10 protein-coding genes and 1 pseudogene are annotated in these 15,816 nt (G+C 66.2%); 8 read left to right on the top strand and 3 right to left on the bottom strand.

Going from position 1 to position 15,816, the window contains the following annotated elements; all coding sequences use genetic code 11:
• Positions 1-59 precede the first annotated feature (59 nt).
• From E0H50_RS18410 to E0H50_RS18385, 6 genes are all read left to right on the top strand, one after another.
• Entirely contained in the window at positions 60-2,951 is a 2,892-nt protein-coding gene (locus E0H50_RS18410) for a glycoside hydrolase family 2 TIM barrel-domain containing protein (protein WP_202868207.1), read from the top strand.
• A 36-nt stretch (positions 2,952-2,987) separates the two neighbouring features.
• On the top strand, positions 2,988-4,466 hold the full coding sequence (locus E0H50_RS18405; protein ID WP_238151052.1) for an alpha-L-fucosidase: 1,479 nt from the start codon (positions 2,988-2,990) through the stop codon (positions 4,464-4,466).
• A gap of 100 nt (positions 4,467-4,566) precedes the next feature.
• Complete coding sequence (locus tag E0H50_RS18400) at positions 4,567-5,820, top strand: bifunctional glycosyltransferase family 2/GtrA family protein (RefSeq protein ID WP_131289859.1); 1,254 nt, start codon at positions 4,567-4,569, stop codon at positions 5,818-5,820.
• Complete coding sequence (locus E0H50_RS18395; RefSeq protein ID WP_131289856.1) at positions 5,817-7,976, top strand: ArnT family glycosyltransferase; 2,160 nt, start codon at positions 5,817-5,819, stop codon at positions 7,974-7,976. The genes E0H50_RS18400 and E0H50_RS18395 overlap by 4 nt, the downstream gene beginning before the upstream one ends.
• 67 nt (positions 7,977-8,043) lie before the next feature.
• A complete protein-coding gene (locus E0H50_RS18390; protein WP_131289853.1) occupies positions 8,044-8,745 on the top strand; it encodes a response regulator transcription factor in 702 nt (233 codons plus the stop codon).
• Positions 8,745-10,172, top strand: coding sequence for a sensor histidine kinase (locus E0H50_RS18385; RefSeq protein WP_131289850.1), 1,428 nt, complete (start codon positions 8,745-8,747; stop codon positions 10,170-10,172). The genes E0H50_RS18390 and E0H50_RS18385 overlap by 1 nt, the downstream gene beginning before the upstream one ends.
• Before the next feature lie 397 nt (positions 10,173-10,569).
• Here E0H50_RS18385 and E0H50_RS18380 read toward each other — a convergent pair whose 3' ends face one another.
• The gene (locus tag E0H50_RS18380) at positions 10,570-11,805 is read right to left on the bottom strand and encodes an ATP-binding protein (protein ID WP_238151102.1); all 1,236 of its coding nucleotides are present in this window, start codon (positions 11,803-11,805) and stop codon (positions 10,570-10,572) included.
• 597 nt (positions 11,806-12,402) lie between these two features.
• On the opposite strand from E0H50_RS18380, the pseudogene E0H50_RS44535 reads away from it, so the two are divergent.
• A pseudogene (locus E0H50_RS44535) lies at positions 12,403-13,014 on the top strand (hypothetical protein); the annotation flags it as partial.
• A gap of 376 nt (positions 13,015-13,390) precedes the next feature.
• A complete protein-coding gene (locus tag E0H50_RS18370; protein ID WP_131289843.1) occupies positions 13,391-14,170 on the top strand; it encodes a helix-turn-helix domain-containing protein in 780 nt (259 codons plus the stop codon).
• Positions 14,171-14,181: 11 nt separating this feature from the next.
• On the opposite strand, the gene E0H50_RS18365 is transcribed toward E0H50_RS18370, so the two are convergent.
• Both E0H50_RS18365 and E0H50_RS18360 read right to left on the bottom strand, forming a co-directional pair.
• Positions 14,182-15,180: a nucleotidyl transferase AbiEii/AbiGii toxin family protein gene (locus tag E0H50_RS18365; RefSeq protein WP_202868206.1), complete on the bottom strand. Its 999-nt coding sequence runs from the start codon at positions 15,178-15,180 to the stop codon at positions 14,182-14,184.
• Positions 15,078-15,659, bottom strand: coding sequence for a type IV toxin-antitoxin system AbiEi family antitoxin domain-containing protein (locus tag E0H50_RS18360; protein ID WP_131289841.1), 582 nt, complete (start codon positions 15,657-15,659; stop codon positions 15,078-15,080). The genes E0H50_RS18365 and E0H50_RS18360 overlap by 103 nt, the downstream gene beginning before the upstream one ends.
• Positions 15,660-15,816: the final 157 nt, after the last annotated feature.

The raw sequence follows: 15,816 nt of genomic DNA, 5'->3' as shown, positions 1-15,816 counted from the left end.
CGCATGCCTATGTCAATGATCTTTCGCCTGGTAACAACCGTGTCTCGCCTCGGGCGCTGTTGTCCTCGTCCGCGGCTCGCCTGAGCCTGGACGGCGACTGGCGCTTCCGGCTGGCGACCGGCCTGGACGACCTGACCCTCGACCTCGGGAGTCCCGAACTCGATGACTCCCGGTGGGACACGATCGCGGTACCGTCCTGCTGGCAGATGATCGGCCGGCCGGACGCCCCGCGCTACGGCGCTCCGGCATACACCAACATCAAGTTCCCGTTCCCCGTCGATCCGCCGTTCGTGCCTGACGAGAACCCGACCGGCGAATACCGGCGTACCTTCGAGCTTCCGGAAGAGTTCGTCGCCGACGGGCGCTGCCTGATCCGTTTCGAAGGGGTGGACTCCGCCTTCGCTCTGTGGTGCAACGGCGTCTGGATCGGTGACGGCAAAGGCAGTCGCCTGCCTACCGAGTTCGACCTGACTCACGTGGTTCGGCCCGGCATCAACCAGGTCGCGGTGCGGGTGCATCAGTGGAGCTCAGGAAGCTACCTGGAAGACCAGGACATGTGGTGGGTTTCCGGGATCTTCCGGTCCGTCACAATCCTGCACCGCCCGTCGGGCGGTATCGACGACGTGTTCGTCCACGCGGACTACGACCACGAACAAGGGCTCGGCCGGCTGCGGATCGACGCACCCGCGGGAACCACGCTGACCTGCCGAGAGCTCGGCCTGGACCGCGTCGACACAGCCGGGTCGTACGACGTCGCAGTGGATCCGTGGACGGCGGAAACACCCCGGCTCTACTCGATCACGGTCGCCAACGACGTCGAGGAGGTCCATCTCCGAGCCGGATTCCGCACGGTCGAGATCACCGACGGTCAACTGCTGGTCAACGGCGTCCCGATCCTCCTGCAAGGCGTCAACCGGCACGAGTGGCATCCACTCACCGGCCGCACCCTGTCCGAGGAAACCATGCGCCGCGACGTCGAGCTGATGAAGCAACACAACATCAACGCGGTCCGCACGTCTCACTACCCGCCGGATCCCCGGTTCCTCGACCTGTGCGACGAGTACGGCCTGTGGGTCATCGACGAGTGCGATGTGGAGACGCACGGATTCGTACTCAACGACTGGCGCAACAACCCGTCTGACGATCCGATCTGGCGCGATGCCTACCTCGACCGGATACAGCGCATGGTGGAGAGGGACAAGAACCACCCGAGCGTCGTGTTCTGGTCGCTGGGCAACGAAGCCGACACCGGTGCCAACCTGGCCGCGATGTCGGCCTGGGCACTTCGACGCGATCCCAGCCGCCTCATCCACTACGAAGGCAACCGCGAGTGCGACTACGTGGACGTCTACTCGAAGATGTACGACTCACTCGACTTCGTCGAACAGGTCGCACTTCGCACCGACCCGCCGACCAGCGATCCCAGCAACGACGCCCGTCGCCGATCACTTCCCTATCTGCTGTGCGAGTACGCCCATGCCATGGGCAACGGTCCTGGCGGCCTCGCGGAGTACCAGGAGCTGTTCGACACCCATCCGCGGCTCATCGGCGGATTCATCTGGGAATGGATCGACCACGGCGTCGTTCTCCGGCAGGACAGCGGGCCGAACGCCGGCCGGCTCTATTACGGGTACGGCGGCGACTTCGGCGAACAGGTCCATGACCGCAACTTCATCGCCGACGGGCTGGTGCTCCCCGATCGCACACCGTCTCCAGGGCTGACCGAGTACGCACAGGTGATCGCCCCCGTGCGGATCACCATCGATCCGGCCGCCGGCACGATCCAGGTGCGCAGCAGGCTCTCTTTCGCCGACACCGCGCACATCGGCTTCCGCTATGTGATCAGCGACGACGGGATCGAGGTGGCGATCGGCGACGTCGACGTACCCGTTCTCGCCGCCGGTGAGACCGCGACAGTCTCCCTTCCGGCTGCTGCCGTGTCCCCTCCTCGGCAGCGCTGCGAACGATGGATCCGGCTCGAAGCTGTTCTGGCCGGCAAGACCGACTGGGCACCCACAGGACACCGCCTGGCGTTCGGCGAAGCGCAACTCACGCAGATTTCGGTGCCGCAACGGCCTCGAACCGCCCTCCCTCCCCCACCTGTTCACCGCGATTCCTCACCGGCCGGCGGGCCTCTCACCATCGGCCCTGCGACGTTCGACGTACGCGGTCGTCTCGTCGCCCTGTTCGACCACCCGGTCACGCTGCTGCCGGCGCTGTGGCGCGCGACGATCGACAACGACAAGTACGCCGGCGGGCAGGCTGTCGAGACCGTCTGGGAGCCACTCGGTCTCCATCGGCTGCAGCACCGAATGGCTCATCTCGCGGTAGACGACGACCACGTCAGCGTGGTCGTGCGCAGCGGCGGCGCGATCACGGACCGGATGATCGACACCACCCTCGTCTGGACCGCGGTGGACGACGGCATCCAGTTGCAGACACGGTTCGACCTCGTCGGCCCTTGGCAAGGAACGATCCCGCGGATCGGACTCCAACTCGCCGTACCCGCAGCCTGGGACGAGATGACGTGGTTCGGGCTGGGTCCACAGGAGACGTACGCCGACACGCGGAGTGGAGCGTGGACGGGTCGGTTCACAGCGTCGATCGAGCAACTGCAGACGCCGTACACACGACCGCAGGAGAACGGCCAACGCAGTCTGGTACGCCGGCTCGAGCTGGCGAACGACTCCGAGCCGGTACTGCGGATCGACGCCGAGGCACCGATCTCGGTGACCTACCGTCCCTGGTCGACCGACCACCTGGAAGCTGCCCGCCATCCCGTGGATCTAGTTCCTGATCACAACAACAACTGGCTTCACCTGGACTGGGCCCAGCACGGCGTCGGATCAGCAGCCTGCGGGCCAGGCGTGCTCCCCGCCCACGCACTGACCGCCGATCAGGTGGTCGACGCCGGATTCACGGTGACGTTTCGCTCACCCCACGACCATTGACCGCCGGGCAGATGTACCGGCGAGGAAGGTGACCACGTGACTACGTCCACCTCGATCGACCAGCGGCTGACAGCGATCCGCCCTGCCGATCGGCAACTGCACTGGCAATCCCTGGAGTTCTACGCGTTCATCCACTTCGGGATGAACACCATGACCGATCGCGAATGGGGTCTCGGACACGAAGACCCACAACTGTTCGACCCCGACGAGCTCGACGCCGACCAATGGATGACTGCCCTGTCGAGCGCCGGGATGAAGGGCCTCATCCTCACCGCGAAACACCACGACGGCTTCTGCCTCTGGCCCAGCAAAGTGACCAGCCACTCGGTCGCCGCCTCCCCCTGGCGACACGGCCAGGGCGACGTCGTCGCCGAGGTCTCAGCAGCCGCTGCCAGGCACGGCCTGGCCTTCGGGATCTACCTCTCCCCGTGGGACCGGACGGAGACCAGCTACGGCAGCGGCACGCCATACGACGACTTCTTCGTCGCACAACTGGAAGAGCTGCTGACCGGGTACGGGCCCGTCTTCTCGGTCTGGTTCGACGGAGCCTGCGGCGAAGGCCCCAACGGCAAACGCCAGGTGTACGACTGGGACCGTTACCACGCAACCATCCGCAGGTTACAGCCCGGAGCTGTGATCAGCGTGTGCGGACCGGATGTCCGCTGGTGCGGCAACGAAGCGGGCCACACCCGGCCGAACGAATGGAGTGTCGTGCCGCGCGTTCTCCAGGACGCGGAGGGAATCGCGCAGCACTCCCAGCAGGCCGACGACCCAGAGTTCTCCCGTCGCGTCCGCAGCCAGGACGACGACCTCGGCAGCCGCGCAGCACTCGCCGGGCACGAGGACGATCTCGTCTGGTACCCCGCCGAGGTCAACACCTCCAACCGTCCCGGCTGGTTCTATCACCAGAAGGAGGACGACAAGCTCCGCAGCATCGACGACCTCCTCGACGTCTATCTCGGATCCGTCGGAGGCAACAGCACCTTCCTGCTCAACGTGCCACCGGACCGGCGCGGTCTCGTCGCGGACCCGGACCTGGCGGCCTTGCGCGAGTTGGGCCGGCGGATCAACGACCTCCGCTCCCGTGTCCTCGATGCGACGATCTCGTTCTCATCGGGCGAAGTCGCGGTCGCAGGCGATGCCTTCCTGGCATCGGCGAAACGCTGGGGCGCCGAGGAACCGGGTGATCCGAACCTCGGCCTCGCCAACGGGACCGGCTGGTGGCAGCCGTCCGACAGCGACCCCGAACCCCAGCTCACACTGACACTCGACAGTCCGCAGCAGATCGAGGCCGTCATCCTGAAAGAGGAGATCACCCTCGGTCAACGGCTCGAACACGTCATCATCCGCGGCCGCCGTCACGGTCGGGACGAGATCCTGGCCGAAACCCGCTGCGTCGGCTATCAGCGCATCCTCACCTTCCCGTCGACGACCGTCGACCAAGTCACGGTGGAGATCCGCGCGTCCCGTGGAACCCCGGCCATCGCCGCAGTCGGCCTCGTAGCAAAGACCTGACCCGGATTCTCAGGTCACTGCCAGCTTCTTCCCACACGTTTCCCACACTCGTCCGGCTTGATGGGTCACCGAGCCGATACGGACCGAGAGGTGAGTGCGGATGACTGGGGTTCCGCTGGCAGTGACCCGTGACGGGCGAGACATACCGCGGTCGACCGCCGTGGTCGACGTGGTGGTCCCGGTGTACAACGAGGAACGATCGCTACGGGGATGTCTGGAGGTGTTGTGCCGGCATCTGGCCGAGCACTTCCCCTTCGAGTGGTGCGTCACGGTGGTCGACAACGCCAGTACGGACGACACCTTGCGGGTGGCCTCCGACCTGGCCGACTCGATGGACAACGTGCGCGTGCTGCACCTTGACCGGAAGGGCCGAGGACTCGCTCTCCGTACGGCGTGGGGCTACAGCGATGCCGACGTCGTCGTGTACATGGACGTCGATCTGTCGACCGGACTGGACGCGTTGCTGCCCCTCGTCGCTCCGCTCGTCAACGGACACTCCGACCTCGCCATCGGCTCACGGCTCGCACCAGGTGCGAGGACGGTCCGCGGCACCAAGCGGGAGCTGGTCTCGCGGTGCTACAACGCCTTGATCCGCTGGACGCACGGCGCGCGGTTCTCCGACGCGCAATGCGGCTTCAAAGCCGCCCGTGCCGACGTGATCCGGCCGCTGCTGCCCCACATCCAGGACGACTCCTGGTTCTTCGACACCGAACTGCTCCTGCTGGCCGAGTACAACGGCCTGCGGGTCCACGAGGTCCCGGTGGACTGGGTGGAGGACGTCGACACCCGGGTCGATGTCCTGCGAACCGCCCTCGACGACATCGCCGGCCTGATTCGCGTCGCCCGCGCCAAGGTCAAGGGGGTGGCGCGTGTCCCGGGCCTGCCGCGGCGTTCCGATCCGCAGCCGTCCCACCCGGACGCGGTGCTGGCCGACCCCAAGGGCGGACTGCTCTGGCAACTGGTGTCGTTCGGTGTCATCGGAGCCTTGTCGACCGTGATCACGGTCCTGCTGTACGCCGTACTCCGGACGTGGTGGCCGCCCTTGATCGCCAACCTGGCCGCGCTGACGGTGACCACGCTGTGGAACACCGAGGCCAACCGCCGGTTCACCTGCCTGCACAAGACGGGAGCATCCGGCCGGCTGCATCTCCAGGGCCTGCTCGTGTTCGCTCTGTACTACGTGATCACGTCGGGCGCCCTCCTTGTTCTTCACCACTCGCACCCCGATCCGTCGCGTTGGCTCGAGGTGACGGTGCTCGTGGCATCGTCGGCGGCCGGAACCGTCGTACGGTTCGTGCTGCTGCGCTCCTGGGTCTTCCGCTCCACTCCGACCGCCGCCGAAGAGGTGTCATGACGACCGTCGCACCGGCCGCCGCCCAGAAAGCGCCGCAGAGCTTGCAGCAGAACTTGCGCCGGTGGGAGCCGTGGGCGCTGGTCATCATCTGTCTGCTCGCCGCCACCCTCTACCTGTGGGGTATCGGGAGTTCGTGGGGAAACACGTACTACGCGGCTGCCGTCAAGTCGATGTCGCGGAGTTTCGAGACCTTCTTCTTCGGCAGCCTGGACGCCGCCGGAGTGGTCACCGTGGACAAACCGCCGATGGCGCTGTGGGTCCAGGTGATCTCGGTCAAGATCTTCGGCTACAACCAGTTCGCGGTGATGTTCCCGCAGGTGGTCGCCGGCGTGGCGGCGATCGTCGTACTGCATCGCACCGTCCGGCGTTGGGCCGGTGAGCACGCGGCGCTGATCGCGGCCCTGGTCCTCGCGCTGACTCCGATCACCGTGATGATCAACCGCGACACGAACCCCGACACCCTGCTCGTGCTGCTGGTCGTCGCCGCGGCGTACGCGATGACCCGCGCGTTCGACGGTCCGCGGTCCGCGGCCTGGCTGGCGTTGGCTGCGTTCCTGGTCGGATGCGGCTTCCTGACCAAGATGCTGCAGGCGTGGATGGTACTGCCGGCCTTCGCCGCCGCGTACCTGATCGGCAGCCGAGCCTCGTGGAAGCGGAAGGTCGCCGATCTCTCGATCGCCGCCGGTGCGTTGCTCGTGAGTTCGTTCTGGTGGGTCGCCGCGACCGGGCTGTGGCCAGATCCCAAGCCGTACGTCGGCGGCAGTACCGACGGCTCGGCGTGGGATCTGGTGTTCGGCTACAACGGGTTCGGGCGGATCTTCGGCGGCAGCAACAACCCCGGCGGTTCGGGCGGCTTTCCCGGTGGATCCGTGCCCAGTGGTGAACCTGGTGGCGGTGGACCTGGTGGCGGCGGTGGACCTGGTGGCGGATTCGGTGGTCAGCCCGGTGCGCTGCGGATGTTCGGCGACCAACTGGCCGGTCAGATCAGCTGGCTGCTCCCGTTGTGCGGACTGGTGATGATCGCGATGCTCGTCACCGGCGTACGGCGTTGGCGCGCCCGCCGACCGCTCGACCGGAAACTGACCGCCGGGTGGGTGCTCTGGAGCGGCTGGCTGCTCGTCGTCGGCGGGACGCTGAGCTACGCCGAGGGCATCATGCATCCCTACTACACAACGATGATGGCCCCAGCGGTGGGCGCCCTGACCGGTGCCGGGCTCATGCAGCTGTGGCGCTGGTACCGCCGGCCGTCTGGCAGGTCGTGGCTGCTGCTGCCCCTCGCGGTAGCGACCACCGTTGCCTGGGCATTCGTTGTGGTCGCGCGCAATCTGGACTGGCACGGGTGGGCGGGATACCTCGCGCTCGGAATCGGCGTGGCGGGCGTCGCGGCGCTGTTGTTCCGGCGGCGCGAGGCGATCGGGAGAACTGGCCTCGCAGTGGGCCTGGCTGCGGTGCTGACTGTGCCGGCCGCCTGGTCGGTGATCGGCGCAGTGGACTCGGAAGGCGTGGTCGGCGGCACCAACCCGATGGCCGGACCGGGCGAGAGCATGTTCGGCCGTGGCTCCGGCGGCGGGCAGCTTCCCGGAGGGTTGGGCACCCTGCCGCCAACGGGCAGCGGCCAACCCGGACAACCCACCCAGCCCGGACAACCCAGCCAATCGGGACAGCCGGGGCAGTTCCGGCCAGGCGGGGCGGGTGGCCCGGATGCTGCGGGTGGCCCGGGTGCAGGCGGAGACGGATCGCTGACGGACGACCAGAGCAAGTTGCTGCAGTACGTGCAGGCCAACGCGGGCAGTCTCAAGATCCCGCTCGCGGTCGAAGGCGGCTCGATGGGCGCGGCGTCGTACATCATCAACTCCGAGCTGACCATCGTCGGCATGGGTGGCTTCGGCGGGATGGACGACGCGCCGTCGGTGAGCCAACTGGCGGAGTGGAAGAAGGCGGGTCAACTCGGCTTCGTCCAGCTCGGCGCCGGGATGGGCGGCTTCCAGCCACCGGCCGGCGTCGAGCTGCCCAGCGGTCTGTCCGGGGCGATGAACCGGATGAACGGGACCGGCAACCAGCGCGGCGAATGGGTGAAGCAGAACTGCAAGCTGGTCGACTCGGCGCGCTCCGGGCTGTCGGCACAGATCACCGAACAGCTGTACGACTGCCGCTGACCCCCTTCCCGCACAATTCCCAGGTTCCTCCCAGGGTTCTCCCAGGAACATCGGAAAGGCTCGGACGGTGGACGAGTCGGGCAACGCACGGGTTCTCGTCGTGGACGACGAACCGAACATCCTCGAACTGCTCACCGCGGCCCTGCGGATGAGCGGTTTCGAGGTGTACGGCGTCGACACCGGCGCCAAGGCCTTGCGTGCCGCGGACGAATACCGGCCGGACATCGTCGTACTGGACGTGATGCTGCCCGACACCGACGGATACGCCGTCGCCGCCGAACTGCGGGCCGGCGGCAACACCGTCCCGGTGATCTTCCTGACCGCCCGAGATTCGGTGAAGGACAGGATCGCCGGACTCACCGCCGGCGGCGACGACTACGTGACCAAACCGTTCAGCCTGGACGAGGTGATTCTCCGCATCCGCGCCATCCTGCGCCGGGTGCAACCGGCGCTGAGCACGGAATCCACGCTGCGCTACCACGACCTGGAACTCGACGAAGACACCCACGCCGTCCGCCGGGCCGGCCGGCTGGTGAACCTCTCGCCGACGGAGTTCAACCTGCTCCGCTACCTGCTCATCAACGCCGAGCGAGTGGTCAGCAAGATCCAGATCCTCGACCGGGTGTGGAACTACGAGTTCGCCGGCGATCCCCGCGTGGTCGAGTCGTACATCAGCTATCTGCGCCGCAAGATCGACTCGGAATCGCCGCCGCTGATCCACACCATCCGCGGCGTCGGGTACGTCCTGCGGCTACCTCCCGACGCCTGATGAACGTACTGCGCACTCTGCGCGGGCGGCTCGTCCTCGTGCTCGTCGGAGCGTCGCTGGTGGGCCTGGCGCTGATGGGATCGGCCAGCATCGGACTGCTGAACCGCTCCTTGATGGGCAAAGTGGACCAGCGACTCGCCGAGATGTCCCGCCCGTGGGCCGAAGGATGGCAACTGCCGCCCACTCCACCCGGCGACATCGGCCAGAACGTCGGCCTGCCGACCGATTTCCGCGTCCTGTTCTTCGACTCCTCCGGCCGGCAGACCGGAATCCTCGGCCAGACCGACCAGGAGGTCGGTGGCCCGCTCCTGGAGAATCCACCGCACAAGGCCTCGCTGGCGACGGTGCCGGACCGCGCCGGAGGCACGGCGTGGCGGGTCCGCACAGTCGTCCTTCCGAACGGCGACGTGATCGCGCTGTCCCTGTCCCTGGACAGCGTGTACTCGACGCTCAACCGATTGGTCGCGATCGAACTCGGCGCCGGCGCCCTGGTCCTCGCCGTCCTCGCCGTCGTGGCGACCGCAACCGTACGACTGAGCATGCGCCCGCTGACCCGGATCGAGGAGACGGCCGACGCGATCGCCGCCGGCCAACTCGAGCGCCGAGTTCCCGAACAGGACCCCTGCACCGAAACCGGACGGCTCGGCACCGCGCTGAACACCATGCTCACCCGACTGGTCGACGCGCTCCAGCAACGCGAACAGTCCGAGCAGCGGCTGCGCCGGTTCGTCGCCGACGCCTCACATGAGCTGCGCACCCCGCTCACCTCGATCCGCGGCTTCGCCGAGCTGTACCGACGCAGCGACAACCCTCGCACCGAAGACGTCCGGATGATGATGGGCCGGATCGAATCCGAGGCAGTCCGGATGGGTGGACTCGTCGAGGACTTGTTGCTGCTGGCCCAACTGGACCGCGAACGCACCGTCGACCTGACCGATGTCGACCTGGTCAAGCTGGCACAGGACGTCGTCCACGACGCCGGGGCCCGGGACCCGGGTCGGGAGATCGTCCTACGCGGCACGGACCACCCGCTGCGGGTAGTCGGCGACAGCCACCGGCTCCGGCAGGTACTGACGAACCTCGTCAACAACGCGCTCGTGCACAGCTTGCCCGACCATCCCATCATCGTGGAGGTCTCTCATGGCGTTGCCGACGGGCCGGCCCTGGCCGCCGTAGGCGCCGAGCTACCGACCGGCAGCCCCACGGCAGTTCTGTCGGTCTCCGACGACGGCCCAGGCATCCCCCGGGAACACGCTGCGCGGATCTTCGACCGGTTCTACCGGGTCGACGACGCGCGATCACGAGGCGGCACCGGTCTGGGGCTGGCGATCACCGCAGCCATCGCCGAAGCACACAACGGCCGCCTCGAACTCCACCGCAACAACCGTGGCGGCAGCACCTTCAAGTTCCTGCTGCCACTCAGCTGATCGCGTCCGTTGCCAGCAAGAGCCTTCGCTCCCGACTCGCGTTGAACAGGCAAGCTCACAGCTGGCTGGAGGAGATACATGCCGAAGACAGCTCCAGAACCGCGCAGAGACCAACCGCTCCGGCCCCTCCGCAGCCCACAAGGTCAACCAACCACCTCCTCGACCTCTGGGAGCCAAGGGCTGGTCTCCGACGGGACAGGCTCACCCACAACATCGCCCGGCCACCCAGCGAAGGCCTGATCCGCACAACGATCAAGTCCAGATCCAGCGAACGCGTCCTCAGCGTCCCCATCCAGGCCCATCACCACGCCCGCTGGTCAACGTCGTCACGTATCCCCACCGAACACGGCGTTGGAACGCCGATGCCGGCGCTCCTCGCCGAGGATCAGGGTCCCGCTCAGGGCTCCAACTCCCAGAGTGCGCTGATCGGCATGGCGCGTAGTTTGGGGCCGAAGGGGAGAGTGTGCTGGCCGGTGTGCAGGACCACGCCGGCGATGAAGTCGTCGCCGAGTCGGTCTTGGAGATGTCGTAGGCCGCGGAAGTCGTCGGAGCGTGGGGTGGATGATGCTTTGACCTCGATTCCTACCACCTGGCCGCGCCGATTCTCCAGGACGGCGTCGACCTCGACCTGATCGCGGGTGCGGTAGTGGTACAGGTCAACACGCGTCTCGTTCCAGCTCTGCTGCCTGGCGAGTTCCATCAACACGAAGCTTTCGAGCAGAGGCCCGAATGAGCTCCCCGGTCGCTTGAACTGAGCTGTATCGGCTCCCACCAGGTTCGCCGCGATCCCCGAATCGGTCATAGCGACCTTCGGGGTACCGGTGATCCTGGTGCTGAGGTTGCGCGACCAGGCAGGGATCAGCTTGATCAAGAAGATCTCCTGCAGCAGGCTCACGTACCGCGCGACTGTGTGATTCGCCAGCCCCGCCTTGCCGGCCAGCTCATTGATCACCAACTGCCCGCCGGAACGGGCCGCTATCAACCGGACCAGCTTCTCCATCTGGCCGACCTTCTCGATCTCGCCGACCTGGCTGACGTCGCGGGTGATCAGATTGCTGACATACGAGTCGAAGAATCGTTGCCGCCGGCGCGGTTGATCACGCGCGACCGCCTCTGGAAAGCCGCCTCGCACCACACGGTCGGCATAGTCGGCACGCTCGAGACTCGACGAGTGCCGAAGATCGGGCCCATGGGTGAAGATCGCGTCGATGAAACGATCGGGTCGTCCGTCGATCTCACCCTGCGCGAACGGCCACAGCTCAATCGTCTCCATCCTCCCCGGAAGTGCATCCGGCAACGTCCGCAGACCCAGGACCCGCGCCGACCCCGTCAGCAGAAACTGTCCGGGCACCCGCCGCTCGTCAACCCGCGCCTTGATCGACAGCAGAAGCTCCGGAAGCCGCTGGATCTCATCGATGATCATCGGCTTGACCCCGGCAACGAACTCCCGGGGGTCCTCGCGAGCCGCCTCACGAACATCCGTTTCATCGAAGGTGTACCACTCCGCGTCCACGGCCGCCCCGACCAGCCGCACGAGCGTGCTTTTGCCGCTCTGCCGGGCACCGTTCACCAGAACAACCCGGGTATCGGCCATCGCCTCGTCGACGAGCGCACGCGCATGCCGTGGCACCACATGGCCCAACGGGGACTCCGGCTCGATCAGGGGTTCCGATTCATCGCTCACCCTCCGAGTATGCCTCAGGCTGCAAATCTGCCGCCCATCGACCTGCAAATTTGCCAGCACTTGGCTGCAAGTCTGCCGATGAGCTGCCTGCAAATTTGCCGCCCAACCTACTGCAGATCTGCCGCTCGCGGCGCCCTGTCAACAAACAGTGTGGATCGCCGGGTTGCGAACGCCCTGCCGCGGCACCGTAGCGGGCCGGCCGACCCACCACGACGCAGCCGGAACTCGGGACAAGTCCGATTCCGGCGAGCCGACCGCACAGTCCGGCAAGGCCACGCATACCCTCTTTACGCACCTCAATCAGCGCGAGAGGATGGTTGCCGATGAGAACTAATGCGAACTGAGCAGTCGCGAGATCCCTTATTTATAGGAGCTTTCGATCATCATCGGCAACGATGATCGGTCTCCGGTGGAATTCAGCGGGTTCGGGGGTCGAGTCCCTGGCGGCGCACAAAAGCCCAGGTCACAGCGTGGCCTGGGTTTCTTCTTGCCCGCAACACACCTTTTATTCGACGCTTTCAACCACGCGTCTCCCTCGCCGACCGGATGTGCTCACCCCATCTGATCGTGACTGTGCGTCACATCACATCGACTCGCGACGCCGCCAGCCGCACCAAATCACCGCGGCGGCCAAACGTTGAACCACCAACCCACACCGGTTGGAGGCAAGACATGCCGAGGACACCGCTGCCCATCGGAACCTGGGGAGAGATCTCCACCAGGACGATGGAGCCCACCAAGACCAAGAAGAACGGCAAGCCCGTCAAGCATCTGGCCCACGCCAGGTTCCGCGATCACGACGGCAAGGTCCGCGCCGTCACCGCCACCGGCACCACCAAGACCGCCGCCCGAACCGCCCTGCTCACCAAACTCCAGAACCGCGCTAAGACCAACTACTCCGGCGACCTCAGCACGAACCACAAGATCAACCACCTCCTCGACCTGTGGGAGCGAAGGTTCGAAGAACTGGTCGCTGACGGGACACGCTCACCCACCTCTCTCGCTACCTATCGGCGCGCCCTCAAGAACCATGTCCGTCCTGCCATCGGCGAGCTCCACATCGGCGAAGCCACCACCCAGCGCCTCGACAACGTCCTCGCCGACATCAAGCACCATGCCGGCGCCCCCACTGCCAGAACCTGCCGTGCCGTCATCTCCGGTGCCATGAACCTCGCCGTCCGCTATGGCGCCATGACCACGAACCCAGCCAGGGAAGTCGACACCATCGAAGCCAAACCCAAGAGACCGCCCCGAGCACTCACGGCCGACGAAGTCACTCTCCTGAAGAGGAGTCTGGTCGCCGACGAACACGCCGTCGAAGCGGATCTACCTGACCTGGTCACATTCATGCTCGCCACCGGCGTCCGGATCGGCGAAGCACTCGCCGTCCTCTGGAACCAAGTCGACCTCGACGCCGGCACCGTCGAAAATCACCCACGCCATCGACCGGCTCCCCGGCGAAGGCCTGATCCGCAAGACCACCAAATCCAGAACCGGCGAACGCGCCCTCACCCTCCCCAGCTGGGCCTTCGCCATGCTCCGCGGTCGCCACACCGCCGATACCCGTCCCGACGCGCCCGTCTTCCCCGATACGACAGGCGGCTACCGCGATCCCTCCAACACACGCCGCGCCCTCCGCACCGCACTCTCCCCAGTCGGCAGCACCGCCCGCCGCGAACTCGGCCAAACCCTCCGCACCCTCCGCCGCCAGACCCACCTCAGCCGCAAGCAAGTCGCACAGACCCTCGGCTGGCCCCAAACCAGACTCGAACTCCTCGAAGCCGGCCGCCTCAAGCCCAACCCCCGGCTCATCTCCACCCTCACCAAGACCTACGGCATCGACCTCGACGGCCGCCCCGACCTACTCACCCAACTCACCGACGCCACCCAACCCGCCGAATCCGACAAGCTCGCCTGGATCCACACCCACGTACTCCGCAAAACCACCGCCACCGTCCTCGACCAAGCCGGCCACACCGCCCGCCAAATCGCCGACCAACTCGGCCAAGCCAAAGTCTCCATCACCCAGACATCTACCTACACCGCCAACCCGCCAACCCCGCCGCCCAAGCCCTCGAACACGCCTTCGACGACCCCAACCTCATCTGACGAGACAGCATTCGCCGAACGTCGCGCACATCCGAGGGCAGGACTGGGACCGTCGGCCAGACGAATAGAGGCCAAGCCTGGCGGAGACGGAGGATTCGTCCGACGCCGCGAGATCGATCGCTGTCTGGCGCGCTCTGTCCCTACCGGAGCCTACGGCAGAAGCAATCAGCTGCCCCTGGACCGGAACGCTCGCAACCTGTTGTAGCTAAGGCAGGATCAGCTCCGCCAGGTCCCCGCGTCTGGATTCCAGATCAGGTCGTTGACCTCCGCGCGGAGCGGTTCATCTGCGAACCGCAGAACCCCGTCGAGGACGTCGACGAACTGCTCGGGCAGGTGATCCGCACCGATCCGGCGCCGCCAGGCCGCCCACTTGGCCTGAGCGAACTCGGGGTATCCGTCGAGAACGTCCGAAAGCGGTGCGAGGGTCGCGCCGCGAGCCTTGGCGACTTCGAGGATCGCGCGCTGGAGGTCCGAACCGGCGACAGGATGCCGTCGCGCGAGCGTCCAGATGTCCCCGAAGTCGCGCCACCGGGTATTGGCAATGCCTCGCTGGACAGCCGTCACGATCTTCTCGGCATGAACCATATGCATCGGATAGCCGGACAACCGGATCGGCTCGCCGCCACGCAACCGCGGGACCGCGACCGTTGCCGGCGCAGGCCAGATCGGGTCCCCGACATTCACATCGACATGAAAGGTCAACCGCGCACTGGCCACCCGAGCATCGACATGCACCCGTACGCCGGAGTACTGCTCCTCATCCCGGATGACGCCCGCAGTAGCAGTCTCGGGAAAGAACTCGATGCCATCGTCATCGGCGACCGGAACACGAAGGACACTCCGAACGAGATCGAGCACCGCCTCAGTGGAGTTGACAACCTTGACACCGGCAAGATCGACGTCCTTCGTCGGACGACGCGTATCGAACGCGGCCAGCAACACGCCACCCTTGAGCACGAAGCTGTCGCGTAGATCGCTGGCAGCCAGCCGGGCGAGGAACCCTTCAAGGACATACAGCTGAAGCAGCTCCTGGGTGGTCCGCCCTGTCCGCTGCGCCTGAATCTTGAGGTCGAGGTAGGCGTCCCCGGCGGGCGTTCCCCGAGAGATTGGGCTCAAAGAAGTATCTCCAGTGTCTGACGCAACGGCGTGATCGTACGCGGAAACGCCTTCGCAACCCGCAGCAGCTCCGACGGCTGACCTCCCCGCCGCAGCCAACGCTTCAACGCCTCGTTCGCCAGATCGGCACCGTCAAGATGCCGCATCCGAAAGGCATCAACGATGCTCCGCTCAGCGGAGTAGATCCCGATACTACGGCCACCTCCGATGTCCAGCAGTTCCCGCCCGATCGAGAACGTGGCCGGATCGAAGCTTCGCCATCGAACCGGAGCCATCGTCTCTGGCGTCCACGATCCACGGGGAACCGCAATGTCCAGCTCAGCCGGGATATCGTCGATCAGGTCATGCTTGGCCAAGGCCGAGCGCAAGCAGATCGTGGCCTGCGGCGACTTGGAGGCGATCTCAATCAGGCCGTCGTCGCCGAGCCACTCGCTCTTTCGGTACAGACCACGCGAGACAGGCGTGATCCGACCGTCCGCGAGCAGCCTGCGAAGCTGACGCTCGCTGATCTGCTCCAACGCCTCGGAATAGCGGAACGTGTCAGGCAACTCAGCCAGCAGCTCATCGATCGTCGGCATCACAGCAACACCTCCCACGCAGGAAAAACTATACACCAACACCCCTAGTGTGGAGGAATCCCGACCGAAGTCCCCGGTTCTCTCTCCAACGGAGGCGGCCGCCGATCTAGGAAGAACTGCTACCGGTTCGAACGCCCGAGCCGCCGCTGAGCCAGCT

Source organism: Kribbella sindirgiensis (assembly GCF_004331435.1).
GTDB lineage: Bacteria > Actinomycetota > Actinomycetes > Propionibacteriales > Kribbellaceae > Kribbella > Kribbella sindirgiensis.
This window is presented reverse-complemented; position numbering and strand designations above follow the sequence as displayed.